This is a genomic window from Pseudonocardia sp. 73-21 (assembly GCF_001899645.1).
In the GTDB taxonomy this organism is placed as follows: domain Bacteria; phylum Actinomycetota; class Actinomycetes; order Mycobacteriales; family Pseudonocardiaceae; genus Pseudonocardia.
The window spans coordinates 1-24,638 of the sequence record NZ_MKVV01000059.1; the positions used below are offsets into that span (position 1 = coordinate 1).

Sequence of the window (24,638 nt, forward strand, 5' to 3'; positions counted from 1 at the left end):
AACCCGTGCACCTCAAGCAGTGTGTCGCGATCTAAAGCAAGGCCATTGGGTGGAGAGGCGGTCGACTAGATCACCGTGCACACCCGCGACGGTGTCAAGAGCTTCGCGCAGCTGCGAACGCTGAGTTGTGATGCGCAGTTGCACCGCGACTCGTTGCTCCAAGTCTGGATGCAAGAACCCGCGAAGCCATGCACGTAGCGGACCGTCGAGGTGTGCCGGGATCCCGGCGTACGGAATGGCGTCAAGCATGGCAGAACCCTACGGCCGGCTCCCAACTAGTTTCCTGGTGTACGCGGTGACTGTTGCGACGCGTAGCTCCGGCGGCATCGAACGGGACGGACCTCCGCGATCGTGCTCTCCGGGTGACCCAGGACGAGATACGCGATCCCAGCGTCGACGCGGGTCTGCGCCCAGTTGGCCCCAGCGGGGATGCCAGCCCTCGTCGGCGAGCGCGGCGGCCCGGGGTGCGGGTTGGCATCGCTCGCCTGCGTCACGACGGAGAGCGAAGATCGCCGTTCGAGCGGGAACGACCAGGCTGAGACGAGGGCGCTATCCGTCGAGTGCGCTCGGCGGCCGAGACTCGACCCACGATGCATACTCCAGCCACATTATTGACGCAACTTCTACTACCCTACGTCGAGGGGGACCATGTTTCGCCACCAGTTGAGCAACACCCCTCTCGTGAGGTGCGTGAACGAGTGGAGGGACAAAGGGACATCGTCGGGACTCCACTGGTTGAACCCGCTGGCGAAGCCTTCACCGAGAGGCTTTTCAAGCGGTAATTCAAACGGTTCCGGCCGGAGCATTGGGTTCGGAAAAGTGACCGACCCGTGTAGCCGCGCGGATCGATGGCTGTAGATCGTGCGCAATCGAACTATCATGTCATCTAGGTGTGACCAGTCGAGCGTGCGGTGCTCTTCGGGAACGTCCAGTGGTGGGCCGGGAAGGAAGTTCCCACAGAATTTCAAGAACTTTCGCTGAGATCGCGTCAAATGGCGCATCTCGTGTGAGATGAATCGAAGGTCGTCAGCATCGAACCTGCTGGCTATCTTTGGGAAGGATCTTTCGAACTCTTCCTGGGGGTCAGAACTTGTACTATCCCAATGCTCAGCCGCGACTTCGATGGCACTCACTAGTAGGAGCCAAGTCAGTTCCGAGTCCGATTCGGCAATCCATACCGCCTTAGCAAAATCTCGCGCAGCGCGAACCAACGCGACAGCGGATCGACGATCAAGTGTATGCAATGTGCTTAGTAGTAGGTTGCCATCCTCGATGTTTGGCCGGCGCTTCTGCCATTCTGGCAAACATCTGCGCCAACCACTAGGAACCGGCAAGACTGGCTCCTGGTAGTCCATATAGGATGCTCGGCCTTCTGGTGAGTCTTCGTCGAAGATTCGAACCCATCCAGCAGACGCCAATCGGATGCCAAATTCCAAGCTGAGGAGGCTGGAAATCTCCTCGTCGATTGAAAGACCAATCCAAGGGGAGTCTCTAGTAGGCCACCTCACCGGCTTTGCGCCCAGGATCTCATCACGTGCCGCGTAAAAGATCTACGTGAACTACTAGCCCGGGTCTGGCTCCCTATTGAAGTTGCCGAGTGGATTTACGAGTCTATAGGGACCGAGATCTTCGACATTTGTGAATCCGACCGGGTGTGCGTCGGTGAATAGTAGAGCCTCACGTCTCTGGGCAACCTCAACGCCGCTCTCCTGAAGGGAGAGCTGCCAGTTCATCCAGCAGAATGGACCATGCTCTATTTGCTCTGACACACGAACCCTCCGAGTTGTAATTTGGCGATCGACAAGGCTATGTAGTCGCAATATAGAAGTCAATCTGGCCTCAAGTGTAGTCAGCTGCTGTACCTAGTTACTACTGGTCGGAACAACTTTGAGAGCGGCGGTCCCCGACTCGCAGACGAGGCTCAAATTATCGATAGCGACTCTGGTGGTGGCCAGCGTGACAGTAGGCACTTAGATCGCTCTGGAGCCTGTGACGCCATCGAGTTCTTGACCAAGTCGGCGGCTAAGCCCATGCTACCGATGCCGCGATGCGAGATAATCCTGCAGCAACGGGGTATTCTGTTGGCGTCTCGTCCTGACCCGGTTGCAACGTATCCGCTCATTGGAGGATACTCTCCAAGAGTGTTCGAACGCTTGACGCCTCCTGTTATCGCGTCCGGAGCGTCATATCGAAGTCTCGAGGTGTGGCTCAAGTGAAGGGGCGGAGTCGTTGGAAGATAGTTCTGTTAAGTATGCAGCGGCTGCTGAGTTGTGTCGCGTGGCTCGTTCTGAGTACCGCGCTTACTGCCAGCGAACTCAGTCCGCCGACTACGAAGACACGGCATATTCAGATCTTTCAGAGGCGCTATTTCGACAGTTCGGGCCGACGGGAGTTTGGGATCCAAGGCTCGCCAAGTCACTCTCGTTTCAAGCGCATCTTTACCTGGGAATGGCGGAGCAGCATATGCATGGGTTGCAGACGCTGCTTGAAGGTGTGGTTCCCGGGCTTCCACTAGGTCCGGCGGCACGTAGCGTGGCTGAGGCCAGTGGCCGTGCCGTGTGGTTACTAGATAACCGGCTTGGGCTCGAAAGGGGAGACGCACGTCGGAGGGTCGCGAGACTACTTCTCGATAGGGAGGAAGGTGAGCGGATTAGGAAACGTGTCGCATACGATTTTGATCATCCGCAGAAGGCGGAAACCTCATTGTCGTATATTCTGGCGCGGGACGCAATTCGTCGACCAGGCTGCTTCTATGCGAGTGAGATCGACATCGATCCGAGGACTGGCATCGTAACTCTATGCGGTGAGAGACTTCCTGGTCCAAGTGGCTTCGTGCGAATAGCAGGCGAGATCTTTGGCGATGACCCCGGGGAGACTGCCGGTCTCTATGGTTACGTATCAGCGATGACTCATCCGACCGTATTTGCTTTTGTCGAGACAATGTCTGATTTATCGAGTCTACCCGAAGGCTGGACAGAGATTCCGTGGAATCTCGACGGCGAGTTCGCGACCAAACTGGCATCGAATGCCGTCAGGTCATTCTATAATGCATGGAGGGCGTGGATTGGATGGACGAATACAGGAATGGATGAGGCATTTGTTGTGCACAACGCTCATGTCGCATTGAATAATTCCTGATATTCGAAACCTTTGAGCAATTTGCTTAGTTGCTGTATTAGATGCGCTGTTGCGCGATGTTCCGCGACGGATGGCAAGCAATGAGTGTCCACAGTGGTCATCATGGCAGCCACCGTGGCAGCCAGCTACACCTCTGCGCTGCCTGCATGGCCAACAGGTACAGCGCCGCCATCGTGCTGACCTGCGCACTACGGACCACCGTCGGCGACTACGTACGTTTGCAAGGCGGGGGTTAGGGGTTCGATTCCCCTCGTCTCCACCAGTTTGACCAGCGAAAACAGGCTCGGCGCCGGTCGCTAGTTTGACCGGTCAGGAAGGCCAGGGAGATCTTGCCGTCAAGCTGGTGGAACAGCCCGATCACGCCCGGGTGGGCCAGTTGCAGGTGCGCGCGGAGCTGGTTGTGGGCGGCGACCCGGGCCTTGACCAGGTCGTGGCGGGCCCGGATCAGCATCCGCAGCCCGACAGTGGCCGGGGTGTCGGTGGTGAGTGGGGTGAGTCGGCGGCGGTCGGTGCGCAGCACGTCGGCGAGCAGGTAGGCGTCGAAGCGGTCGTCCTTGTTACCGGTGGTGCCGTAGCGGGAGCGTAGGGCGGTGACCTGGCGGCTGGCGATGACGAACACGGTCAGACCGGCGTCGAGCAGAGCCGCGACGACCGGGCCGTCGCCGCGCTCGATCGGGACCCCGGTGACCCGGTGACGATGCAGCGCGGTGACCATTGTGGACACTCCCGGTGCGGTGTGGGTGACCGTGAAGCGCTCCATCGCGGCACCGCTGTCGTCGATCACACAGACGGCGTGTTCGGACCACGACCAGTCCACGCCGGCCCACCTGGGCGACGCGTCGTGGGTGCTGTTGTTGCTGGTAATGCCCGGTTCCGGTTCGTTCATCGCCGTGGTTGGTCCCGTGGTGCGGGTGGGCGTCCCCGGTCGGGCGCGGCTGCCGGTCGGTCACTGAAGCGCTCGTAGCGCACAACCCCATCGCCGGTCAGCACGCCCCGTCCCGTCGGGCCTCGCGTCGTCAAGGCGGACCTCGAAGGCCACACGAGCCTGGGCGATGACCCGACGGTCCGGGATGCGCACCGGACCCGACGGGCCCGGCAGATCCCAGGCTCCTCCAGTGACCGCGAGCCTCCACGGCTGCGGTGGGGCGCCTCGTGGCGGCGGGGGAACAACGCCCCGCCACCCCAAGGGGACGGGCCGACAGGCCCACCAGCACCGGAGACCACCATGATTCGTCTGGCCGGAATCCCCGACGTCCGCGCGCACGCCGAGCCCGCCCGAGTTGGCGGCGCCATCCCGGCGGTGATGCGCGTGCAGGTCGGACCGGTGACGTGGGAAATCTGCGACGCGACCGCGTACGCCTCGCTGCTGCGGGCATGGCGCCAGGCCGCCCGTCTGCTGTGCGACAACCCCACCGAGGACGAATAGACGCCCCCGATCTCACGGGGTGTGGATGGTTCGGGGCGGCCGCCGGCGTGGCTGCCCCGAATGCGTCACCATCGCGGTCATGGACGGATCGTGGTGGGTCGGCGTCCTCCCGGCCGGCGTGGAGAACGTGCAGACCGTCGCCGCCGGCGAAGAGACCAGTAGGGAGGCGGCGATCGATGCGGCAGTCGACGCTCTCGTCGTGGTCGCCCTCGATCGCGGCCGGCAGGAGTACCGGCTGACCGTGGCCGACACCCAGATGATCATCTTTCCCGGCCTGACGATCCATGGCCGCATCGACGTGGAGGCGCTCCAGGACACCCGGTACCAGCTGGAGCGCTGCAGTTCGCCGAACACGCCCGCAGCGAGTTTCAACTCCCATGACCTCCGATCTGCCGGTGCGGGTGGCGCCGATGCTGGCCACCCCGGGCCCGGCCCCTGAGGGGCCGGGCTGGGCGTATGAGTTCAAATGGGGCGGCGTCCGCGCGGTCACGGCCGTCGCCGGTGGCGAGCTGCGCGCGCGGAGCCGCAAACGACAAGCCCCTGGCCCAGATGTACCCGGAGTTCTGCGAGCTGCGCGACCTGGTCGACCGGGCGGTGGCGCTCGACGGCGAAGTTGTTGCCCTCGACGAGCAGGGGCGGCCCGACTTCGGGTTACTGGAGGACCGGTCGGGAAGGGTGCGCTAGGCAATTACACCGTCGGGTACGCCGGCGGCAGTGGGCTTCGCGAATGTCTGTACGTAGTCGATGGCTGCCCGCAGGGCGTCGTTCAGCGGGGCGATCTCGCGGGCCACCTGAGCGAGCAACATGCCGCCCTGGAAGGCGGAGAGCAGGAGATGGGCCAGTCGGGTGGGATCTGCCTCAACACTGATGCGGCCGAGGCTCTGCATCCGTTCCAGCCCATCTCGGAAGATGTCTCGCCACTGCTCGAACGCGTCCGCGAGTTCCGTGCGAACGTCGAGGTCGGTCTTGATGATCTCACTGGCGAGTGAGCCGAGGGTGCAGCCTTCCTGGTAGGAGCGCTCGTAGGCGATGTAGAAGCCCGCCCACTCCCGAAGCGAGTCGAGGCTGTCGAAGTGGGTGAACCGCTCACTGCGATGAAACGTCAAGACGCGCTGGGCCTGCCACTCGATCACCGCGAGAACAAGACTCTCCTTGGTCGGGAAGTAGTGGTTGAGCTGCGACCCGCTGATGCCTGCAGCGTGACGGAGCTGCTCGTTGTTCGTCGCGTGCACGCCCTTGGCGTAGATCATCTCGGAGGCGTGCTCGAGGATGCGGGCTCGGGTCGCCTGCCCCTTGCCGGTGAGCTTCTGTGGCACCCGAGCCTCCGTCGCGGCTTCCATGACACACACAATAGCCCAGATTGGGCTTGACAGCCCACTCCGTTCGGTGTTGAACTGCCACAGTGGGCTAGCAAGCCCAAAAACGGCCCCACGAGCCGGCGAACACGCGATCTACGGAGGCACCCAATGAAGGCGATCGTCGCGATGGACCAGGCCGCGGAAGCGGCAGGGATCACACTCACAGAGCGGCCGGCTCCCATTCCGGCGATCAACGACGTCGCCGTTGAAGTCCACGCGTCGGGCTTCGTTCCCGCGGAGTGGGAGTGGCCCTCGACCTGGGTCGATCGCTCGGGTCATGATCGCGCCCCGGCAATCATCGGCCATGAATTCGCCGGAGTGGTCTCCTGCCTCGGCTACGGCACGACAGGACTCTCGCTGGGACAGCGGGTGTTCGGGATCACAGACTGGCACCGTGATGGAACGCTGGCCGAGTACGCGGCCGTGGAGGCACGCAACCTCGCGCCGCTGCCGGGCAACGTCGACTTCACAGTGGGTGCGAGCCTGCCGATCTCCGGCCTGACCGCGTGGCAGGGCCTATTCCAGCACGGTCGTCTGCAGGCGGGGCAGAGTGTCCTTGCACACGGCGCCGCCGGTGCGGTCGGATCCGTGGTGACGCAGCTCGCCCGGGAGTTCGGCGCTTACGTCATCGGTACCGGTCGGGCAGCGGACCGTCAGGCCGCGCTGGACTTCGGCGCGAACGAGTTCCTCGACCTCGACCACGAGGATCTCGACGACATCGGCGGGGTCGACCTGGTCTTCGATGTCATCGGCGGGGATGTTCAACGGCGCTCGGCGAGCACCATCCGGCCCGGCGGGACGCTGGTGTCGGTGGTCGGACCGGTTGAGGCTCGTCCGGCCGACGGCTTGGCGATCGACTTCGTCGTCGAATCCGTGCCGAGTCAGCTGGTCGAGATCGTCACCCGGGCGCGAGACGGGCGCCTTCGCGTCCCCGTGGGAACCGTCGCGACCCTCGACGAGGCCATCCCTGCGCTCAACCCGACCGAGCGACGCAAGGGTAAGACCGTCATTCGCGTGCGCCCCTGAACGCCCTGAAACGGGTGCAGGTGAGGAGAAGACCGGACGGGTGAACGTGAGTGAACCCCTGATGACGCATCGTCAAGGTGAGCCCCGTAGGTGGGATGCGGCAGCGGGGTGCAGGACTGGCCGCTGAGAAGCGGCAGGCGGCGGCCGGAGGCATCTGTCCGGCCGTGGGAACACCGCCGTCCCGGTGCAGAGGGGGCACCCACCCCGGTCGTGTCTCGTGCATGTGGAACGTGGAATCCCCGTCGGGGTCCGGATCGTCGGCCCGGTAAGCCGACCGGGAGGAAGGCCCAGCTCTCCGGCGGGAACAGGACGGTCCAAGAAGCCAACGCTGGCGGCCGAAAGGCAGCAGGAACCCGAGACAGCGTGGCCGGCGCCTCCGCTGGTCGTCTCGCATAACTGGCCAGATACCGGGACTGGTGCCCGGACCCGCGAGGGGTTGCTGATGTGGACCGGGTGAGCCTGTGGAGCTTTCGATGTTGGCGCTACCGGAACCGAAGGACAAGTTGGACGCCATGACGACACCCACCGTGAGCGCGGCGCAGGCCGCGACATCGGGTGTTGGCGTGGTGAACGGACCGGAGGACGACCTCACCGACGGGCCGTCGATCGATTGGCGGGTGGTCGTGACCTTGCCGTCGATGCCCACCGTCTCGCCCGGCTCGTTCCCCGCTCGGGGGCTGGTCGCGCGGTGGCTGAAGGCGGGAGTGGTCGAGCGGGACTGCTTCACCCCCACCGAGGAGGGGACTCCGCAGGGCGGGGTGGTCAGTCCGCTGCTGATGAACGTGGCCCTGAACGGATGGAACAGGCCGCCGGGGTTCGCTACCCGGTCTGCAGGCGCCCAGCAGCATCCCCACCGCCCCGGTGGGCGAGTGGAACACCTACCTGATCGAGACCGCCGGCAACCGGATCCGGGTCACCTTCAACGACACCCTTGTCAACGACTACACCAGCACGCGGCGCACCAACGGCTTCCTCGCCCTGCAGGTGCACGGGTTCCCCTCCCGCCTCGCCTTCCGCAACCTGCGGATCAAGGGCCATGGCGCGCACCCGCACCCGCTCCGGACCGGCTCCCAGCCGCTGCGGCGCAACCTGGGTTACCGTGATCGCAGATCGCACACGGTCAATGGGCGAGCGCGCGGGAGGCGACGACGGTGGTACCTCCCGCGCAACCCGGGACCTGGGTGATGTTGTCCTACGGCCTGCCCCGCGAGCCGTCCACCGGTCGGATCGGGGTGTGGCGCAAGCTCAAACGCCTCGGGGTGGCGCAGATCGGTGACGGAGTGGTCGCGCTGCCGGCGGACGCGCGCACCCGTGAACAGCTGGAATGGATCGCCCAGGACATCACCGACGCCGGCGGGCACGTCACCGTCTGGCTCGCCCAACCCACCACCGCAGCCGCCGAGCGCGAGCTGGCCGCCTGCCTGGCCGGCGCCCGCGCCGCCGAGTACACCCAGGTCATCGCGACCGCGCGGGCCGCAACCAGCGCGGCGGCACCGGAGCGTGCGGTGGTGGCGCGGCGGTTGCGCGCGGAGCTGCGCCGGATCAACCGCCGGGACTACTTCCCGCCCGCCGAACGCGACACCGCGCGCCTCGCTGTGCACGACCTCACCGATCCGATGCCCGACACCTCGACCGCGCCGGGCGCCGAAGACCGCGCCGCTGGGGTGCGGGAGCCACAGCCGTGAAGTGGGCGACCCGGGCGAACATCCACATCGACCGGGCCGCGTGCACCTGGCTGATTGCCCGCCACGTCGACCCCGCCGCGAGTTCGTGTTCCTGGCCGACCCCGCCCAGATCCCGGCCGATGCAACGGCGTTCGACCTGCGCGGGGTGGAGCTTGGCCACCATCACGGCGACTGCAGCCTCGAGACCATTCTGCGCCACTACGAGATCACCGATCCGGTGCTGTGGCGGATCGCCGCGATCATCCACGAGGCCGACCTCGACGACGAGCGCTACGACGCCCCCGAGGCCCCCGGCCTCGACGTCGCGCTGCGGGGGCTGTCGATGACCTGCACCGACGAGCAGATCCTGGCTCTGACCGGGCCGATCTTCGACGGGCTCTACGAGTACTACTGTCGCGCCACCCTGATGGGTCGCGAACCCGCCTGAACACGACCGCTCGCGACCACGGTCGAGAGGGCAAACCGACTCAGATGGTGATCACGTTGACCGCGAGCGTGATCACGACGGCGAGGGCGCGGAGCTGGCCGTAGCGGCGCGGATCGGCCAGCACCCGCAGGTCGGCGTACACGCTCAGCACCACGAACACCGCGATCGGGGCAGCCAGGTCGTTGGCCGAGAACCCGGGCAGCCCGTCGTCGTTGAGCGCGCCCATGTTCGCGCACAGCCGCCACCCCACCACCGCGACCGCGGCCAGCACCCCGGCGGCGATGGCGTCCAGCCAGGCCGCGCCGGGCAGCCGCCACACCCCGACCCCGGCCACCAGCACACCGGTGATCGCGGCGGTGAGCAGGATGTGCATCGCACTGAAGATCATCGCCGTATCCCGCGCACGATGCCGTCGCTCACGACCATCGCTATCATGAAACCATGGTTGCACAGCTGTTGTCGGTGTCTGTGTGGCGTAGTCGGTGACCGTGCCCGGCTCGACACGAGATGCGGGCTGGAGGGGACGGCGGCGACGGCGGCTGCTGGCGGTCGCCGGCGCGGTCACCATCGCGGCGGTGGCCGGCGTGGCCGTCTTCCTGGTGGGCGGTATCGGCTCGACGCTGCCACCCCGGGTGGAGCTGTCGCAGCGGATCATCGCGCAGGTGCCGCTGCCCGGGGACGGGTCACGGTTCGACTACGCCAGCTCCGATGACCAGCGCGGCCTGCTGTTCATCGCGCACCTGGGCGCCGGCGAGGTCATCGAGGTCGACACGCGCTCCCACCACGTCGTGCGCACCATCCCGAACCTGGCGCAGGTCCACGGCGTACTCGTGGTGCCCGCGCTGCACCGGGTCTACGCCACCGCCACCGGAACCAACGAGGTCGTCGGCGTCGACGAAGATACCGGCCAGGTCCTCACCCGCACTCCGACCGGGGACTACCCCGACGGCCTCGCCTACGACCCGCGCCGCAACACGGTCTGGACCACCAACGAGACCGGCGGCACCGAAACCGTCATCGACGCCGCCACCGGCGCGCCGCGCGGCAGCACCGACCTGGGCGGGGAGGTCGGCAACGTCACCTACGACCCGACCGGTGACCGGATGTGGGTCGCCGTGCAGGGCCGCGGCGACCTCGCCGCGATCGACCCCACCACCCACGCCGTCACCCGCCGCGTCCTGCTACCGGGATGCGATCACCCCCATGGGTTGTCCCTCGACCCAGCCGACCGGTTGGGCTTCGTGGCCTGCGACGCCAACGCCACCCTGCTCACCGTCGACCTCGCCACCGGACAGACGATCGGCAGCAGCCCGGTCGGGCCCCAACCCGACGTGCTGGCCTACGACCCGGGCGCGCACCGGCTCTACGTCGCCGCCGAAAGCGGCTGGGTCACCCTGCTCGACCTGCACAACCGCCAGCTCGGCATCGCCGGATCGGATCATCTCGCCGACGGCGCGCACGTGGTCGCCGTCGACGAGCTCACCCACCACGCCTACTACCCGCTGCCCGCCGGCGTGGACGGCCACCCCGCACTCCTCGAGACCGAGCCACGCCCGTGATCGCGTAGCAGGCTGTCCTAAGCCGCAGTGACTCACGGCGATGGGCCACCGGTGCGGGCCTTCCACCCCCTCGGTCAACACAGCGCCTCACGGCGCACCGGGGCTCCGCCCCGCATCCCGGCCCTCGCTCTGGTGGAGGAGACAGCTCAGGCGGTGGTTTCGGCGCAGAGCGCCGCGTGGCCGAGCTGGACGGTGCCGATCTGCTCCCAGTTCCAGCTACGTTCGGCTCCCCACTGGACCACGAGCATCAGTGCGTCAATGACGAGCTCGGGCGTCGACAGCCACCTCCACGCGCTGCGCCACACGACATCGCTGCGCGGGGTGCACCTTGCTCGCCTCAGCCATTCGGTCCGGTGAGCACTTGCGGGGGTGGTGATCTCAGGCGTTGGTGGGACCTGCGGGCGAGCGGATCTGCATGCCCGGCCGACGGCGGTGCACGGTGACGTAGGCGAGACCGTGGAGGCCGGCAGTGAGGCTGCGGGTGGAACCGACGGGCAGCCACACGAGCTCGCCCGGCACGAGATCGAGATTGCCCGCTCCGGTGGTCAGCGATCCGCTGCCCGCCAGGATGAGCAGGAGCACGTCGAGGTCCGGTTCGGTATGGGTGTCGATCGTCCGGCCCGCGGGGAGATTGAGCACGTTGGCGTCGAGTTGGCGGCCGACCTCGTCCAGCCGCCACACCACCCCTGCCGGCTGGGCTCCGTGGTCGGCGACGATCGGCTGCAGGTCGTGCAGAACGTGCGGCAGGTCCGGCATTGCCCGATCATTCATCGTCGGTCATCTCGTGACGAACGGCTCCTGTCCGCGCGGTCAAGGGGAGATCGCAAGGAGACCGAGAGTGAACAAGCCGATGACCTTCAGAATCTCCAGGCCGACGTAGAGGAGGTGGGCGGGGCCGCGAGAGGGGTCCTCACCAGCCAGGACGGCTTCCGTCCGCCTGGTCAGGACGGGGCGCACCGCCGCAAGCTGCACGATCAGGGCTGCTGCGACCGCGGCGGCGCACCAGAGGACGCCGGCCCCGGGGGAACCGACGACCAGAGCGACGGCCACGACGACGCCCAGCACGATCTCGACGCCGTTCAGGGCCCGGAAGACCAGACGTCCGATGCCCAGGCCCAGCGGCACGGTGATGCCCGGGGCCCGGAACTTCAGCGGCGCCTCGAGGAACGAGATGCCCAGCACCAGTCCGAGCCAGGTGAAGGCGGTGGCGGCGACGATCGTCATCGGTGCTGCAGCCCCGGCGGCGGGACCGTCTGCCGTGCGCGCCTGCGCACCGTCGTCGCGGTGAACAGGGCGGCTGTCGCCGCGGTCGCGGCGAGCAGGACCAGGCCGACCGTGTAGCTGCCGAAGGCCCCGTACACCGCGCCCATGACGAGCGGCGGGAAGAAGCCTCCGAGCCCGCCTGCGGCGCCGACGACACCGGTGACCGCGCCGACCTGGCCGCCCGGCACGAGCTCGGCGACCATGGCGAACACGGCGCCGGTGCCGGCGCCGAGCGCCGCGGCCGCGCCGAGGAACGCGATCGTGCCCACCGGGACGAGGGGGAGCCCGAACGCTGCGACGACGGCGAGCAGCGCCACCACCGAGTACGAGCCGACGAGGACGGCGATCGGCTCGATCCGGTCCGACAGCCAGCCACCGATCGGACGCATGACCACGGCGAGGACGACGAACCCCGCGGTACGTAGGGCCGCGTCGCCGCGGTCGAGGTGGAAGGCGCTGACGAGGTAGGTCGGCAGATAGACGCTGAAGGCGACGAACCCGCCGAACGCCACGGCGTAGAGGAACGACAACTGCAGCGTCACGGGCATGCGCAGGGTCGCGGTCAGTCGGCCGAGCACGGTGCCCGTCGGGATCTGCCGGTCGGGCCGGTCGCGCAGCAGCAGGTACGCCAGTGCCGAGTAGACGACGAGCACTCCCGCGACGATGTCGAAGGGGAAGCTGCGCCCGGCGGTCGCGGTCAGCTGCACGGTGGTGAACGCCGAGATGGCGGTGCCGCCCATGCCGGCGCCGAAGACGCCCAGTGCCAGGCCCCGACGCGACGGCGGGTACCAGGAGTTGACGAAGGGGATGCCGATCGCGAACGTGGTGCCCCCGAGCCCGAGGAAGAACCCGCCCACGAGGTAGCCGGCCAGCGAGTCCGCCCAGTGCCCGAGGTAGAGCACCGGCACGACGGTCAGGAGTGCGACGGCCGGGAACATGCGCCGGGCCCCGAGACGGTCGGCGAGCGCACCGACGGGTATGCGTCCCAGCGAGCCCACGAGCACCGGCACCGCCACCAGGAGTGACTGCTGGAACGCGCTGAGATGCAGTTGCTCCCGCAGCGTCGCCCCGAGCGGGGACAGCAGCGCCCAGGCCCAGAACGTCACCGCGAACCCGACAGTGGCGACCGCGAGCAGCACCCCGGCCCGGGATGGGGGCGCCGGGGAAGACGGTGCGACGGGTGCGGCAGGTGTACGCCCTGGCGTAGTCGACTCCGTCACGGCATCCTCCATCTCGACAGACGACGGTATCCCGGACTCTCGGCCGGGACCATCCGACGCCAACTCTGTACGGCACGCGACGTGATCGACAGGTGGCCAACGGCCTCCGAGTCGGGACCTTCGGCATTGCCGGGCAGGCATCCGGCCCTGTCAGCCTCGGTGCGACGGATTCGACGGAGGTAAGGATGACCCTCGACACGGGCAGCACCGCGCGGCCGGATGGTGGCGGTACGGACGGCCCGGCGGCCGATGCGCTGCTGCGGACCGGGCGCTTCTTCACGCGGCGGGAGACCTCCGACGACCTGCGCGCCGTCTTCCGCCACGGAGGCCGTGAGGGTGACGTGTTCTACCGGGACCGGTGGAGCCACGACAAGGTGGTGCGCTCCACCCACGGGGTGAACTGCACGGGATCGTGCTCGTGGAAGGTCTACGTCAAGGACGGGATCATCACGTGGGAGAGCCAGCAGACCGACTACCCCTCGGTGGGGCCGGACTCCCCGGAGTACGAGCCGCGCGGTTGTCCGCGGGGCGCGGCGTTCTCCTGGTACACGTACTCGCCGACGCGGGTGCGGTACCCGTACGCCCGTGGAGTGCTGGTCGAGATGTACCGCGAGGCGAAGGCCCGGCTCGGGGACCCGGTGGCGGCCTGGGCGGAGGTCACCACCGACCCTGAGAAGCGCCGTCGTTATCAGTCCGCCCGCGGTAAGGGCGGGCACGTACGGGTCTCCTGGGACGAGGCGGTGGAGATCGTCGCTGCCGCGCACGTGCACACGATCAGGACGGTGGGGCCGGACCGGATCGCCGGGTTCTCCCCGATCCCGGCCATGTCGATGGTCAGCCACGCCGTGGGGTCGCGGTTCATCGAGCTGATCGGTGGGGCGATGACGTCGTTCTACGACTGGTACGCGGACCTGCCGGTGGCGTCACCACAGGTGTTCGGGGACCAGACCGACGTCCCGGAGTCGGGCGACTGGTGGAACGCCACGTACCTGCTCATGTGGGGCTCGAACGTGCCGGTCACGCGCACGCCGGACGCGCACTGGATGGCCGAGGCCCGCTACAAGGGCCAGAAGGTCGTCGTCGTGTCCCCGGACTACGCCGACAACACGAAGTTCGCCGACACCTGGCTTCCCGCTCAGCCCGGCACCGACGGAGCGCTGGCGATGGCCATGGGCCATGTGATGCTCAAGGAGTTCTTCGTCGACCGGCGGGTGCCGTTCTTCGTCGACTACGTGCAGCGCTACACGGACCTGCCCTTCCTGGTGACCCTCGACGAGCGCGATGGCGCGTTCGTTCCGGGCAAGTTCCTCACCGCCGCCGACCTCGGCGACACCGACGACGGTGCCGCATGGAAGACAGTGCTGCTCGATGGCCGCACCGGGGACCCGGTCGTGCCGAACGGGTCGATGGGGTTCCGCTACACCGACGGTGGCGCGGGCCGGTGGAACCTCGACCTCGGGGACGTGGCGCCGCAGCTGACTCTGCTCGACGGCCAGTCCGCAGAGGTGCTGCTGCCGCGTTTCGACGCCCTCGACGGCACCGGCGGGGTCCTGCGCCGCGGCGTACCCGTCAGGCGGGTGGGGGGCCGGCTGGTGACCACCGTGTTCGACCTGATGCTCGCCCAGTACGGCGTGTACCGAGAGGGCATGCCGGGCGCCTGGCCGACCGGCTACGACGACGCCTCGGAGCCCTACACCCCGGCCTGGCAGGAGCCGATCACGTCGGTACCCGCCGAGCACGTCGAGCGCATCGCCCGGGAGATGGCGGCCAACGCGGAGGAATCCCAGGGTCGCACCATGATCATCATGGGTGCGGGCATCTGCCAGTGGTTCCACGGCGACGCCACCTACCGCGCGGTACTGGCGCTGCTCATGCTCACCGGGTCGATGGGTCGCAACGGCGGCGGATGGGCGCACTACGTCGGGCAGGAGAAGTGCCGTCCGGTCACCGGCTGGGCGACGATGGCGGGCGCGACGGACTGGCAGCGCCCGCCGCGTCAGATGATCGGCACCGCGTTCTGGTACACCCACACCGACCAGTGGCGCTACGACGGCTACCGCGCCGACGCCCTCACCTCGCCCCTGGCGAAGGGCCAGCTGGCCGGTATGCACACCATGGACACCATCGCGCTGTCGGCGAGGCTGGGCTGGATGCCCTCGTACCCGCAGTTCGACCGCAACCCCCTCGACCTCGCCGACGAGATCGGGGACGGCGACGTCGCCGCCGGCGTGGCCCGTCGGCTGCAGGACGGATCGCTGCGGTTCGCGATCGAGGACCCCGACGCGCCGGAGAACTGGCCGCGCTGCCTCACGCTGTGGCGGGCGAACCTGCTGGGGTCCTCGGCCAAGGGCGACGAGTACTTCCTGCGGCACCTGCTCGGCACGCACGACAACCTGCAGGCCGAGCAGACCCGGCCCGATCTGCGCCCGCGCGACGTCGTGTGGCACGACGGGGAGCCGCCCCAGGGCAAGCTCGACCTGCTGCTGTCGCTGGACTTCCGGATGACCAGCTCCACGCTGCTGTCGGACGTCGTCCTCCCGGCGGCCACCTGGTACGAGAAGCACGACCTCAACACCACCGACATGCACCCCTTCGTGCACGCGTTCAACCCGGCGATCGACCCGCCGTTCGAGTCCCGGACCGACTTCGACGCCTTCCACGCGATCGCCCGGCGCTTCTCCGATCTCGCCCGCACCCACCTCGGCGTGCGGCGCGACATCGTCGCCGTCCCGCTGCAGCACGACACCCCCGGTGAGACGTCCCAGCCCGGCGGGCGGGTCCTGGACTGGCGGGCCGGGGAGGTGGAGGCGGTCCCCGGCCGGACGATGCCGAACTTCGTGACGGTCGAGCGCGACTACGCCGCCGTCGCGGACAAGATGGCCGCGATCGGTCCACTGATCGACCGCCTGGGCATGACGACCAAGGCCGTCACCTACCACCCGGACGAGGAGGTCGCCTACCTCTCCGCGAAGAACGGGGTGATGCTCGGCGGAGCCGCGGACGGACGCCCGGCCATCGACACCGACGCGAAGATGGCCGAGGCGATCCTCGCGCTCTCGGCCACCACGAACGGGCGGCTGGCCGTGCAGGGCTTCCGGCAGCTGGAACGGCGCACGGGAACGCACCTGGCCGACCTCGCCGAGGGCAGCGAGGAGAAGCGGATCACCTTCGCCGACACGCAGGCCCGTCCGGTCCCGGTGATCACCAGCCCGGAGTGGTCGGGCAGCGAGACGGGCGGGCGGCGCTACGCGCCGTTCACCGTCAACGTGGAACGGCTCAAGCCGTGGCACACCCTCACCGGGCGGATGCACTTCCTGCTCGATCACGACTGGATGCACGAGTTCGGGGAGACGCTGCCGATCTACCGGGTGCCGCTGGACATGCACCGGCTGTTCGGTGAACCGGAGATCGGTACGCGCGGCGCCGACGGGGCGTCGGTGACCGTCCGCTACCTGACCCCGCACTCGAAGTGGTCGATCCACTCCGAGTACCAGGACAACCTGTTCATGCTCTCGCTCTCCCGGGGTGGCCCCGTCGTGTGGATGAGCGAGCCCGACGCCACGTCGATCGGTGTGAAGGACAACGACTGGGTCGAGGCGGTCAACCGCAACGGCGTGATGGTGCTGCGCGCGATCGTCACCCACCGGATCCCGGCCGGCACGGTCTTCGTCTACCACGCGCAGGAGCGGGTGGTGAACGTGCCGAAGTCGGAGGCGACCGGCCGCCGTGGCGGCATCCACAACTCCCTGACCCGGATCCTGGTCAAACCCACGCACCTCATCGGCGGTTACGCGCAGCTGTCCTTCGCGTTCAACTATCTCGGTCCGACCGGTAACCAGCGTGACGAGGTCACGGTCGTCCGGCGCCGAACCAGCCAGAAGGTGGAGTACTGATGCGCGTGATGGCCCAGATGGGCATGGTCATGAACCTGGACAAGTGCATCGGCTGCCACACCTGCTCGGTCACGTGCAAGCAGACGTGGACCAACCGCAGCGGCGTCGAGTACGCCTGGTTCAACAACGTCGAGACCCGGCCCGGCCAGGGCTACCCGCGCCGCTACGAGGACCAGGAGCGGTGGAAGGGCGGCTGGGTCCGCAACCGCCGTGGCCGGCTCACGCTCAAGGCGGGCGGACGGGTCCGGAAGCTGCTGTCGATCTTCGCAAATCCGGTGCTGCCGAACATCCGTGACTACTACGAGCCGTGGACCTACGACTACGAGATGCTCACCGACGCCCCGCTCGGGGACGACTTCCCCGTCGCGCAGCCGAAGTCGCTGCTGACCGGCGAGCCGATGGCCGTGGAGTGGAGCGCCAACTGGGACGACGACCTGGGCGGCGCGCCCGAGCACGGGCCGCAGGACCCGATCGTGGAACGGCTCCGCGCCGAATCGGAGACGGCGGTGAAGTTCACCTACGAGCAGGCTTTCATGTTCTTCCTGCCGCGGATCTGCGAACACTGCCTCAACCCGTCCTGCGTGGCGTCGTGCCCGTCGGGGGCGATGTACAAGCGGGCCGAGGACGGCATCGTCCTCGTCGACCAGGACCAGTGCCGCGGCTGGCGGATGTGCGTCACCGGATGCCCGTACAAGAAGGTGTACTTCAACCACCGCACCGGCAAGGCCGAGAAGTGCACGTTCTGCTACCCGCGCATCGAGGTGGGGCTACCCACCGTCTGCGCGGAGACGTGCGTGGGCCGGCTGCGCTACATCGGACTGTTCCTCTACGACGCCGACCGGGTCACCGCGGCCGCATCGGTCGAGGACGAGCACGACCTCTACGAGGCGCAGCTCGACCTGCTTCTCGACCCGGCCGACCCGGCGGTGATCGCCCAGGCCCGCCGCGACGGCATCGCCGAGGACTGGCTCGACGCAGCCCGCCGTTCTCCGGTGTACAAGCTGGCCAAGGAGTACCGGGTGGCGCTGCCGTTGCATCCGGAGTTCCGCACGATGCCGATGGTCTGGTACATCCCGCCGTTGTCACCCGTGGTGGACCGGCTCACCGAGACCGGCCACGACGGCGAATCCGCGGGCAACCTGTTCGGCGCGATCGACGCACTGCGCATCCCGATCGGCTACCTCGCCGAGCTGTTCACCGCAGGCGACACCGCACCCGTGCGGCGGGTGCTGCAGAAGCTGGCCGCGATGCGCTCCTACATGCGTGACGTGTCGCTGGACCGGCCGCGCGACGAGTCGATCGCGACGGCCGTCGGCATGACCGGCGGTGAGCTCGTCGAGATGTACCGGCTGCTGGGCATCGCGAAGTACGAGGAGCGCTACGTCATCCCGACCGCCTACGAGGGGGACGCCCACGAGCTGGAGGAGATCGGCTGCAGCCTCGACGTCGAGGGCGGCCCCGGGATGACCGGCAGCGGCCCGTTCGGTGAGGGCTCGGGCACACCCGTGCCGGTCTCGGTCGAGACGTTCCAGGCGCTTCGCGAACGTCAGACCAGCGAGCACGTCACCGACACCGGGCAGCCGGGAGCCCGGGTCAACCTGCTCAACTGGGACGGCAAGGGGCGCCCTGCGGGGCTGTTCCCGCCCCGGGCGTCTCGGTGAAGGCGCGCGACCAGGCCGTGGTGCTGCAGGCGGCCTCGGTGTGCCTGCGCTACCCCGACGAGGCCCTGCTGGCTCTGATGCCGGTGGTGCGCGCCGCCGTCGACGCGCTGCATCCAGGAACGCCCCGGGAGCGTCTGGGCTACTTCCTCGACACCGTCGCCGCCACCGCGCCCGAGCGGGCGGCGCAGCACTACGTCGAGGTGTTCGACACCCGGCGCCGCTGCTGCCTCTACCTCACCTGGTGGACCGACGGCGAGACCCGCCGCCGGGGCGCCGCCCTCGCCGGGCTCAAGGCCCGCTACCGCCGGTCCGGTGTCGAGTTCGAGGATTCCGAGCTGCCCGACTTCCTGCCCGCCGTGCTCGAGTTCGCCGCCACCGCCGACCTCGCGGACGGGCTCGCGTTGCTGCAGGAGAACCGGCCCGGCATCGAGCTCCTGCGTCTGGCACTGCTCGATGCAGGTACCCCGTACGCCGCCCCCGTGGAGGCCGTCTGCGCCCTGCTACCGGGGGCGTCGCCCGCCGACGTCGCCGCAGCCAAGGCGCTCGCCCGTAGCGGCCCGCCCCGTGAGCAGGTCGGCCTCGACCTGCCGACCTTCACCGGGGCCCCGTTCGGCGCCCTGTCCTCAGGAGGACCCGCATGACCCCGCTCGACGTACTGTTGTGGGGTGTGGCGCCCTACGTCATGGTCGCCGTACTGGTCGGCGGCACGATCTGGCGCTATCGCTACGACAAGTTCGGCTGGACCACCCGCTCGTCGGAGCTCTACGAGTCCCGGTTGCTGCGCATCGGCAGCCCGCTGTTCCACTTCGGGCTCCTGGTCGTGATCATCGGCCATGTCATCGGGCTGATCATCCCCAAGAGCTGGACCGACGTCGTCGGGCTCAGTCAGGAGGCCTACCACGTGCAGGCGCTGCTACTCGGCGGCGTCGCAGGGATCTCCACGCTGGTCGGGATCGGCATCCTGATCTACCGGCGGCGCACCACCGGGCCGGTGTTCCGGGCCACCACCGGCAACGACAAGCTGATGTACGTCGTGCTCGTCGCGGCCATCGTGGCCGGCCTGACCACCACACTGCTCGGCGCGGCCGGCGGCGAGGAGCACAACTACCGGCTGACCGTCTCGCCGTGGTTCCGGTCGTTGTTCATCCTGCAACCCGACATCACGGCGATGAGCCGGGCCGGTCTGGCCTTCCAGCTGCATGCACTCATCGGTATGGCCCTGTTCACCCTCTGGCCTTTCACGCGTCTCGTGCACGCATTCACCGCCCCTCTCGGATACCTGTTCCGGCCCTACGTCGTCTACCGCTCGCGATCCGCCGGCGCGGCCACGCGACCTGCGCGCCGCGGCTGGGAAAAGATCGGATGACCACGATGCAGAAGATCTCGCTCGACGCCCTCGTCCTCCACCACCTCGACACGGCGCGGGCCGCCTCCAGCGGCCGCAGTGCCACAACCGTCCACGGCGGGCACGAACTCGTGCTCCGGCAAACGCTGATCGCCCTCCGCGCGGGATCATCACTCGCTGAACACGACAGCCCGGGGGAGGCCACGATCCACGTACTCCACGGGCGCGTCCGACTCAGCGCGGGCAACGACTCCTGGGACGGTCGCCGTGGTGATCTCCTGATAGTGCCCGCCGCCGCCCACAGCCTCCATGCGCTCGAAGATGCAACAGTCCTGCTGACAGTCGCGAAGGCCGCCGGCGTGGCGAAATGATCGCGAAGGCGGTCGTTGTCTTCTCCGCCGTCGAGGAGCCCGTCTCCTCACGTGGCCGAACGTCGTCAGCGTGGGTCGCCGTGGGCCGCGACCAGGTCGGCGACGGCCCTGGGGATGGTCGTCTCGAAATCGTGCAGCACCACGTGATCGGGCGTGATCGTGATGACCGCCATCTCCTCGTAGAGTGCCCGCACGCCGGCCTGCCAGCCGGGCACCGCCCCGGCCGGCATGAGCTTGGGAGCGCCGGCGAGGTACTCCGCGGGCACCCCGTCGACGATCTCGACGGTCGCCGAGCCGCGCACGAGCAGCGAACGCGGTGGCATGCCGAACCTGTCGATCACGAGGGCGACTCTCGGGTGGTGGCGGATCGCGGTCACCTTGGCCGATCTCACCGCGGTGGCCAAGACGATCTTCTCGCCGGTCCACCAGAACCCGATCGGGATCACCCGCGGGTCACCGTCGACGCCGAGGTAGGACAACCGCGCCATGGCGGAGGCCAGCAGCTCCTGGGCGATCGGCCTGGCGAGGGTCCCGGTCACGGTCTGGGCGTCCATCGGGTCTCCTTCGTTCTCGGGTTCGGACACGGCGGGGACGGAGCCGCCGCCGGCACCTCGACATCCTGAGAAGTGACCTGCATCACATCTGGTGGAGTGCCGACAGCAGCGCAGTCGACTCGATGGGGACCCGAACCGGCGACCCCGTCACCCGTCGCTGGGGACGGCACGGCGCGTCAGCAGGTAGCCGCCCGGCGGCTTGCCCGGGGCCTGAGCGACGATCCGCAGGCGTCCGAGCTCGGTGAAACCGTGCTCGCCCAGCCGGTCGGCGAGCGCATCGGGGGTCCACCGGTACGCCGGTGAGGCCTTGTGGTCGTAGGGGACCCAGCCGTCGGCGTCCGCGGTGTCGGTGATCTGGAACCCGACCAGCAACGGGCCACCGGGCTCCATCACCCGGGCGTACTCGGCCAGGACGCGCGGAAGCAGGTCCGGCGGCGTGTGGATCAACGAGAAGTGGGCCAGGACGCCCGCGACCGACTCGTCCGCTGCGTCGAGGCGGAACATCGAGCCGACCTCGTAGCGCAGGTCGGGGCGGTACCGTCGGGCGATCGCGATCATGGCCGGCGACAGGTCGACCCCGTAGGTCCGGATACCGGCCCGGTCCAGGTGATCGGTCCACTGACCGGGGCCGCACCCGGCATCGACCACAGCACCCTCCGATCCACCGGCGCGGACGATGTCGGCGAACGCGTTGATCATCGCTACGGAGAGCGCATCGGTGGCGTCCTCGGGCCCCCGCACGAGATCGTTGTACAGCTCGGCGACCTCGTCGTAGTCCCGGCGGGTCCGCTCCACCGCGTCGTTCTCACCCATCCAACCGACGATAGCGACGCGGGGGTCAGGTCCCCGGCGCGCGGACCCGGGGCATAGCGAGCCCGGCCGCCACGGTCAGCACCGCGGCCACGAGCACGGCGAGGAACACGGCCGCGCCCGCGGCCGTCGCGGCGAGCGGGTCGGTCTCCGGCCGGCCGGACGCGGCGATGACACCGTTCGCGACGGCGCCCAGCACCGCCGCGCCGACCGCGCTGCCGATCGAGCGGGCGAAGATGTTCGTGCCGGTGGCGACCCCGCGCTCGTTCCACTCGACGCTGGCCTGCGCGGCGATCAGGGACGGCGACGCCACGAGGCCCATGCCCAGGCCGGCGACGAAGCAGGTGACGGCGACGACCACCACCGAGGGTCCGTGCGCGAGCAGCGCGAGGACGCCGACGGCGACCACGACGACGGCGAGGCCGATGAGGATGGTCGGGCGGAAGCCGAACCGCAGGTAGAACAGCCGGCCCGACAGGCTCGCGGAGATCGGCCAGCCGATGGTCAGCGCGGCGAGCGCGAGCCCGGCGACCAGCGGGGACACCCCGAGTGCGGTCTGCAGGTACGTCGGCACGAACGACGTCAGCCCGATCAGCATCACGCCGATGCCCAGGCTGAGCAGGGTCGTCGTCAGCAGCAGGCGACGGCGGAACACCCAGGGCGGCAGGATCGGGTCGGCGGCGCGGCGTTCGGCCACTCCGAACGCGACGAGCAGCGCCGCACCCGCGGCGAACACCGTGACGCTCGCCGCCGAGTCCCACGCCCACGCCTGCCCGCCCTCCAGCACGCCCAGGATGAGCAGGGTCATCCCGCTGGTCAGCAGCACCGAGCCGAGGTAGTCGATGCGGCGCTCCCGGCGCTGCACCGTCTCGTGGAGGTTCCGCAGGATCAGTCCGCCGGCGAGCAGGCCCAGCGGCACGTTGACGAAGAAGATCCACCGCCACAGGCCGAACTGCGAGAACACCCCGCCGAGCGTCGGTCCGACGACCGACGAGGCCGCCCAGACGCTGGCGATGTAGCCCTGGGCCCTGGCGCGCTCGGCGACGGTGTAGATGTCGCCCGCGATCGTGATCGCCATGGGCTGGACGGCGCCGGCGCCCAGGCCCTGCACGGCGCGGAAGGCGATGAGCGCCGGCATGCTCCAGGCGAGCCCGCACAACACGCTGCCGAGCAGGAACAGGCCGATCCCGAACAGCATGATCGGCTTGCGGCCGAAGGTGTCGGCGAGCTTGGCGTACACCGACACCGACACCGCCTGGGCCAGCAGGTACACCGAGAACAGCCACGGGAACTGCGAGAACCCACCCACGTCGCGCACGACCGAGGGGACCGCCGTGGCGAGGATGGTGGCGTCGATCGCGATCAGGCCGGTGGACACCATGATCGCGAGGAGTACCGGTCCGCGTTCGGAGCGCAGGCCGACGGCGGCAGATGCGGTGGGGCTCACTCTCCAGCACAAGAGGCGCGGGTCGTCAGGCATTCCCGCGGTCGGCGGACTCCGTCAGCCGCCGCACCAGTGCGTGGACGTGCTCGGTCAGTGCGGCCGGCTCCTCGATCACGAACGGCCGGTCGATCCAGGCCAGCAGCGACGGCACCCACTCCAGTTCCTCCACCTGCAGGCGCAGCCGGACCCGGGAGCCGGGGAGGGGTTCGACCGCGGCGAGTCCCTGCGGGACGCGACGACGGAGGTGCTGGACGTCGGCCTCCACGAGCACCGACACGCGGTGCCGGCGCGGTGCCGTGGCGAGCGCCGTGAGCAGTCGTTCCCCGGGGTCCACCGCATCCGGCACGTCGAAGGTGGTGGTCAGGGGCTCTACCGTCTCGATCCGGTCCAGGCGGAAGGTCCGCTCGGCGCCGGCGGCGGGGTCGGCGCCGGTGACGTACCAGCGCCCGGAGTGGGCGGTCAGAGCGTACGGGTGCAGCGTGTGCTCGCTGCGCCGTCCGTCGGCCGACCGGTGGGTGACGGCGACGGCCCGCCCGGACCGCGCCGCCTCCGCGACGGCGAGAAGGACGTCGGTCTCCGCCGCCGCCGGGCTCCGCGGCGCCGTGAAGCCTGCGGTGTCGAGCAGGGCGTCGAGCCGGCCGCCGAGCCGCTGCGGCAGCACCCGGCGGATCTTCGCCGTCGCGCCGGCGACGGCCGCACCCGACGACGGCACGAGCCCCGTCCGGTCGGCCGCGACCAGGCCGAGGACGACGGCGAGCGCCTCGTCGTCGGTCAGCATGAGGGGTGGCATCCGGTAGCCCGGCGCCAACCGGAACCCGCCGTGGCGGCCGCGGTCGGCCCGCACCGGGACATCGAGGTCGACGAGGTGCTGCACGTAGCGGCGCACCGTGCGTTCGTCGACGTCGAGGCGACGGGCGAGGTCCGCGGCGGTACGGGTGCCGCCGCCCTGGAGGATCTCCAGCAACGCGAGCACGCGCGCGGTCGGCCGGGTCACGCCGGTGAGAATCCCACAGATACCGGGCGGTTCCTGTCCGGTATCGGCCCTACCGTCGGTGGCATGAAGCTCATCTCGACCAGGATCATCACCGCCGACGTGCCCCGGCTCGTCGCCTTCTACGAGCAGGTCACCGGCTGTGCCGCGGTCTGGGGCAACGACCTGTTCGCCGAGATCCCCACCCCGGCCGCGACGCTGGCCATCGGCAGCGACCGCACGGTCCCGCTGTTCGGGGCCGGCTGCGCCGAGGCCGCGGCCAACCGCAGCGCGATCGTCGAGTTCCTCGTCGCCGACGTCGACGCCGAGTTCGCCCGCCTCCGCGACGGGCTGTCCGACGTCGTGACCGCGCCGCGGGACATGCCCTGGGGCAACCGCGCGCTGCTCTTCCGCGATCCCGACGGCAACCTCGTCAACCTGTTCACCCCGGTCACCGGGGCGGCGCGGGAGAAGTTCGGCGTGTGAGA

The 24,638-nt window shown here is 68.7% G+C and carries 23 protein-coding genes and 2 pseudogenes; 15 read left to right on the forward strand and 10 right to left on the reverse strand.

The window, feature by feature from the left end; genetic code table 11:
- The first annotated feature begins 2,277 nt into the window (after positions 1 to 2,277).
- Positions 2,278 to 3,138, forward strand: coding sequence for a hypothetical protein (locus tag BGP03_RS19185; RefSeq protein WP_298799810.1), 861 nt, complete (start codon positions 2,278 to 2,280; stop codon positions 3,136 to 3,138).
- Between the two features lie 232 nt (positions 3,139 to 3,370).
- Here the strand turns inward: BGP03_RS19185 and BGP03_RS19190 are convergent, their stop codons facing one another.
- Positions 3,371 to 4,024 (reverse strand): IS110 family transposase, encoded by a 654-nt coding sequence (locus tag BGP03_RS19190; protein WP_298799809.1) that lies wholly within the window; start codon positions 4,022 to 4,024, stop codon positions 3,371 to 3,373.
- Between the two features lie 339 nt (positions 4,025 to 4,363).
- Between BGP03_RS19190 and BGP03_RS19195 the strand changes: the two genes are divergently transcribed.
- The 3 genes from BGP03_RS19195 (at position 4,364) to BGP03_RS19205 (ending at position 5,248) form a co-directional block, all read left to right on the forward strand.
- Positions 4,364 to 4,564 (forward strand): hypothetical protein, encoded by a 201-nt coding sequence (locus BGP03_RS19195; protein WP_296375278.1) that lies wholly within the window; start codon positions 4,364 to 4,366, stop codon positions 4,562 to 4,564.
- 79 nt (positions 4,565 to 4,643) lie between these two features.
- Entirely contained in the window at positions 4,644 to 5,003 is a 360-nt protein-coding gene (locus BGP03_RS19200; protein ID WP_298799808.1) for a hypothetical protein, read from the forward strand.
- 110 nt (positions 5,004 to 5,113) lie between these two features.
- Complete coding sequence (locus BGP03_RS19205; protein ID WP_299736923.1) at positions 5,114 to 5,248, forward strand: hypothetical protein; 135 nt, start codon at positions 5,114 to 5,116, stop codon at positions 5,246 to 5,248.
- Here the strand turns inward: BGP03_RS19205 and BGP03_RS19210 are convergent.
- Positions 5,245 to 5,904: a TetR/AcrR family transcriptional regulator gene (locus BGP03_RS19210; protein ID WP_298799807.1), complete on the reverse strand. Its 660-nt coding sequence runs from the start codon at positions 5,902 to 5,904 to the stop codon at positions 5,245 to 5,247. The genes BGP03_RS19205 and BGP03_RS19210 overlap by 4 nt on opposite strands.
- A gap of 126 nt (positions 5,905 to 6,030) precedes the next feature.
- On the opposite strand from BGP03_RS19210, the gene BGP03_RS19215 reads away from it, so the two are divergent.
- The 4 genes and pseudogenes from BGP03_RS19215 to BGP03_RS19230 all read left to right on the forward strand — a co-directional run bounded on the left by BGP03_RS19215 (position 6,031) and on the right by BGP03_RS19230 (position 9,060).
- Positions 6,031 to 6,948 (forward strand): NADP-dependent oxidoreductase, encoded by a 918-nt coding sequence (locus BGP03_RS19215; RefSeq protein ID WP_298799806.1) that lies wholly within the window; start codon positions 6,031 to 6,033, stop codon positions 6,946 to 6,948.
- An 822-nt stretch (positions 6,949 to 7,770) separates the two neighbouring features.
- A pseudogene (locus tag BGP03_RS19220) lies at positions 7,771 to 8,133 on the forward strand (DUF1080 domain-containing protein); the annotation flags it as partial.
- Entirely contained in the window at positions 8,133 to 8,633 is a 501-nt protein-coding gene (locus tag BGP03_RS19225; RefSeq protein WP_296375290.1) for a Chromate resistance protein ChrB, read from the forward strand. The pseudogene BGP03_RS19220 and the gene BGP03_RS19225, both read left to right, overlap by 1 nt.
- Positions 8,630 to 9,060 (forward strand): annotated as a pseudogene (locus BGP03_RS19230) (chromate resistance protein ChrB domain-containing protein). The gene BGP03_RS19225 and the pseudogene BGP03_RS19230 overlap by 4 nt, the downstream one beginning before the upstream one ends.
- Positions 9,061 to 9,100: 40 nt before the next feature.
- Here the strand turns inward: BGP03_RS19230 and BGP03_RS19235 are convergent.
- The gene (locus BGP03_RS19235) at positions 9,101 to 9,448 is read right to left on the reverse strand and encodes a hypothetical protein (RefSeq protein ID WP_296375292.1); all 348 of its coding nucleotides are present in this window, start codon (positions 9,446 to 9,448) and stop codon (positions 9,101 to 9,103) included.
- A gap of 94 nt (positions 9,449 to 9,542) precedes the next feature.
- Here BGP03_RS19235 and BGP03_RS19240 point away from each other — a divergent pair, with 94 nt between their 5' ends.
- Positions 9,543 to 10,619, forward strand: coding sequence for a YncE family protein (locus BGP03_RS19240; RefSeq protein ID WP_298799803.1), 1,077 nt, complete (start codon positions 9,543 to 9,545; stop codon positions 10,617 to 10,619).
- A 378-nt stretch (positions 10,620 to 10,997) separates the two neighbouring features.
- Here BGP03_RS19240 and BGP03_RS19245 read toward each other — a convergent pair whose 3' ends face one another.
- The 3 genes from BGP03_RS19245 to BGP03_RS19255 are packed head-to-tail and all read right to left on the reverse strand — an operon-like array spanning position 10,998 to position 13,021.
- Positions 10,998 to 11,390 carry a hypothetical protein gene (locus tag BGP03_RS19245; protein ID WP_296375296.1) on the reverse strand — a complete coding sequence of 131 codons (393 nt, stop codon included), beginning with the start codon at positions 11,388 to 11,390 and terminating at the stop codon, positions 10,998 to 11,000.
- 39 nt (positions 11,391 to 11,429) lie between these two features.
- Entirely contained in the window at positions 11,430 to 11,843 is a 414-nt protein-coding gene (locus BGP03_RS19250; RefSeq protein ID WP_296375298.1) for a hypothetical protein, read from the reverse strand.
- Positions 11,840 to 13,021, reverse strand: coding sequence for an MFS transporter (locus BGP03_RS19255; RefSeq protein ID WP_298799802.1), 1,182 nt, complete (start codon positions 13,019 to 13,021; stop codon positions 11,840 to 11,842). Before BGP03_RS19255 ends, BGP03_RS19250 begins: the two co-directional genes overlap by 4 nt.
- 266 nt (positions 13,022 to 13,287) lie before the next feature.
- On the opposite strand from BGP03_RS19255, the gene BGP03_RS19260 reads away from it, so the two are divergent.
- Genes BGP03_RS19260 through BGP03_RS19280 form a run of 5 tightly spaced genes read left to right on the forward strand, consistent with a single transcriptional unit; the run spans position 13,288 to position 20,372 of the window.
- On the forward strand, positions 13,288 to 16,995 hold the full coding sequence (locus tag BGP03_RS19260) for a nitrate reductase subunit alpha (protein ID WP_296375299.1): 3,708 nt from the start codon (positions 13,288 to 13,290) through the stop codon (positions 16,993 to 16,995).
- Positions 16,995 to 18,656 carry a nitrate reductase subunit beta gene (gene narH, locus BGP03_RS19265; protein WP_296375302.1) on the forward strand — a complete coding sequence of 554 codons (1,662 nt, stop codon included), beginning with the start codon at positions 16,995 to 16,997 and terminating at the stop codon, positions 18,654 to 18,656. The genes BGP03_RS19260 and narH overlap by 1 nt, the downstream gene beginning before the upstream one ends.
- Complete coding sequence (gene narJ / locus BGP03_RS19270) at positions 18,653 to 19,297, forward strand: nitrate reductase molybdenum cofactor assembly chaperone (RefSeq protein WP_296375305.1); 645 nt, start codon at positions 18,653 to 18,655, stop codon at positions 19,295 to 19,297. Before narH ends, narJ begins: the two co-directional genes overlap by 4 nt.
- Entirely contained in the window at positions 19,294 to 20,022 is a 729-nt protein-coding gene (narI, locus tag BGP03_RS19275) for a respiratory nitrate reductase subunit gamma (RefSeq protein ID WP_296375307.1), read from the forward strand. The genes narJ and narI overlap by 4 nt, the downstream gene beginning before the upstream one ends.
- Entirely contained in the window at positions 20,019 to 20,372 is a 354-nt protein-coding gene (locus tag BGP03_RS19280) for a cupin domain-containing protein (RefSeq protein WP_363094085.1), read from the forward strand. Before narI ends, BGP03_RS19280 begins: the two co-directional genes overlap by 4 nt.
- 65 nt (positions 20,373 to 20,437) lie before the next feature.
- Here BGP03_RS19280 and BGP03_RS19285 read toward each other — a convergent pair whose 3' ends face one another.
- The 4 genes from BGP03_RS19285 to BGP03_RS19300 form a co-directional block, all read right to left on the reverse strand.
- Positions 20,438 to 20,926, reverse strand: a complete 489-nt coding sequence (locus BGP03_RS19285) for a pyridoxamine 5'-phosphate oxidase family protein (protein ID WP_296375309.1) — start codon at positions 20,924 to 20,926, stop codon at positions 20,438 to 20,440.
- A 147-nt stretch (positions 20,927 to 21,073) separates the two neighbouring features.
- Complete coding sequence (locus tag BGP03_RS19290) at positions 21,074 to 21,739, reverse strand: class I SAM-dependent methyltransferase (RefSeq protein WP_296375311.1); 666 nt, start codon at positions 21,737 to 21,739, stop codon at positions 21,074 to 21,076.
- 25 nt (positions 21,740 to 21,764) lie between these two features.
- A complete protein-coding gene (locus BGP03_RS19295) occupies positions 21,765 to 23,183 on the reverse strand; it encodes an MFS transporter (protein WP_296375313.1) in 1,419 nt (472 codons plus the stop codon).
- Positions 23,184 to 23,208: 25 nt separating this feature from the next.
- On the reverse strand, positions 23,209 to 24,174 hold the full coding sequence (locus tag BGP03_RS19300; RefSeq protein WP_298799801.1) for a YafY family protein: 966 nt from the start codon (positions 24,172 to 24,174) through the stop codon (positions 23,209 to 23,211).
- Positions 24,175 to 24,237: 63 nt separating this feature from the next.
- Between BGP03_RS19300 and BGP03_RS19305 the strand changes: the two genes are divergently transcribed.
- Positions 24,238 to 24,636: a VOC family protein gene (locus BGP03_RS19305; protein ID WP_296375317.1), complete on the forward strand. Its 399-nt coding sequence runs from the start codon at positions 24,238 to 24,240 to the stop codon at positions 24,634 to 24,636.
- The last annotated feature ends 2 nt before the right edge of the window (positions 24,637 to 24,638 follow it).

Excerpts from the sequence above, each read along its gene's own strand:
- BGP03_RS19280 (WP_363094085.1), top strand. The coding sequence starts at position 20,019 with ATGACCACGATGCAGAAGATCTCGCTCGACGCCCTCGTCCTCCACCAC.
- narH (WP_296375302.1), top strand. The coding sequence starts at position 16,995 with ATGCGCGTGATGGCCCAGATGGGCATGGTCATGAACCTGGACAAGTGC.
- BGP03_RS19235 (WP_296375292.1), bottom strand. The coding sequence starts at position 9,448 with ATGATCTTCAGTGCGATGCACATCCTGCTCACCGCCGCGATCACCGGT.
- BGP03_RS19215 (WP_298799806.1), top strand. The coding sequence starts at position 6,031 with ATGAAGGCGATCGTCGCGATGGACCAGGCCGCGGAAGCGGCAGGGATC.
- BGP03_RS19305 (WP_296375317.1), top strand. The coding sequence starts at position 24,238 with ATGAAGCTCATCTCGACCAGGATCATCACCGCCGACGTGCCCCGGCTC.
- BGP03_RS19260 (WP_296375299.1), top strand. The coding sequence starts at position 13,288 with ATGACCCTCGACACGGGCAGCACCGCGCGGCCGGATGGTGGCGGTACG.
- BGP03_RS19200 (WP_298799808.1), top strand. The coding sequence starts at position 4,644 with ATGGACGGATCGTGGTGGGTCGGCGTCCTCCCGGCCGGCGTGGAGAAC.
- BGP03_RS19195 (WP_296375278.1), top strand. The coding sequence starts at position 4,364 with ATGATTCGTCTGGCCGGAATCCCCGACGTCCGCGCGCACGCCGAGCCC.
- narI (WP_296375307.1), top strand. The coding sequence starts at position 19,294 with ATGACCCCGCTCGACGTACTGTTGTGGGGTGTGGCGCCCTACGTCATG.
- BGP03_RS19205 (WP_299736923.1), top strand. The coding sequence starts at position 5,114 with ATGTACCCGGAGTTCTGCGAGCTGCGCGACCTGGTCGACCGGGCGGTG.
- BGP03_RS19285 (WP_296375309.1), bottom strand. The coding sequence starts at position 20,926 with ATGGACGCCCAGACCGTGACCGGGACCCTCGCCAGGCCGATCGCCCAG.
- BGP03_RS19245 (WP_296375296.1), bottom strand. The coding sequence starts at position 11,390 with ATGAATGATCGGGCAATGCCGGACCTGCCGCACGTTCTGCACGACCTG.
- BGP03_RS19210 (WP_298799807.1), bottom strand. The coding sequence starts at position 5,904 with ATGGAAGCCGCGACGGAGGCTCGGGTGCCACAGAAGCTCACCGGCAAG.
- BGP03_RS19290 (WP_296375311.1), bottom strand. The coding sequence starts at position 21,739 with ATGGGTGAGAACGACGCGGTGGAGCGGACCCGCCGGGACTACGACGAG.
- BGP03_RS19190 (WP_298799809.1), bottom strand. The coding sequence starts at position 4,024 with ATGAACGAACCGGAACCGGGCATTACCAGCAACAACAGCACCCACGAC.
- BGP03_RS19250 (WP_296375298.1), bottom strand. The coding sequence starts at position 11,843 with ATGACGATCGTCGCCGCCACCGCCTTCACCTGGCTCGGACTGGTGCTG.
- BGP03_RS19225 (WP_296375290.1), top strand. The coding sequence starts at position 8,133 with ATGTTGTCCTACGGCCTGCCCCGCGAGCCGTCCACCGGTCGGATCGGG.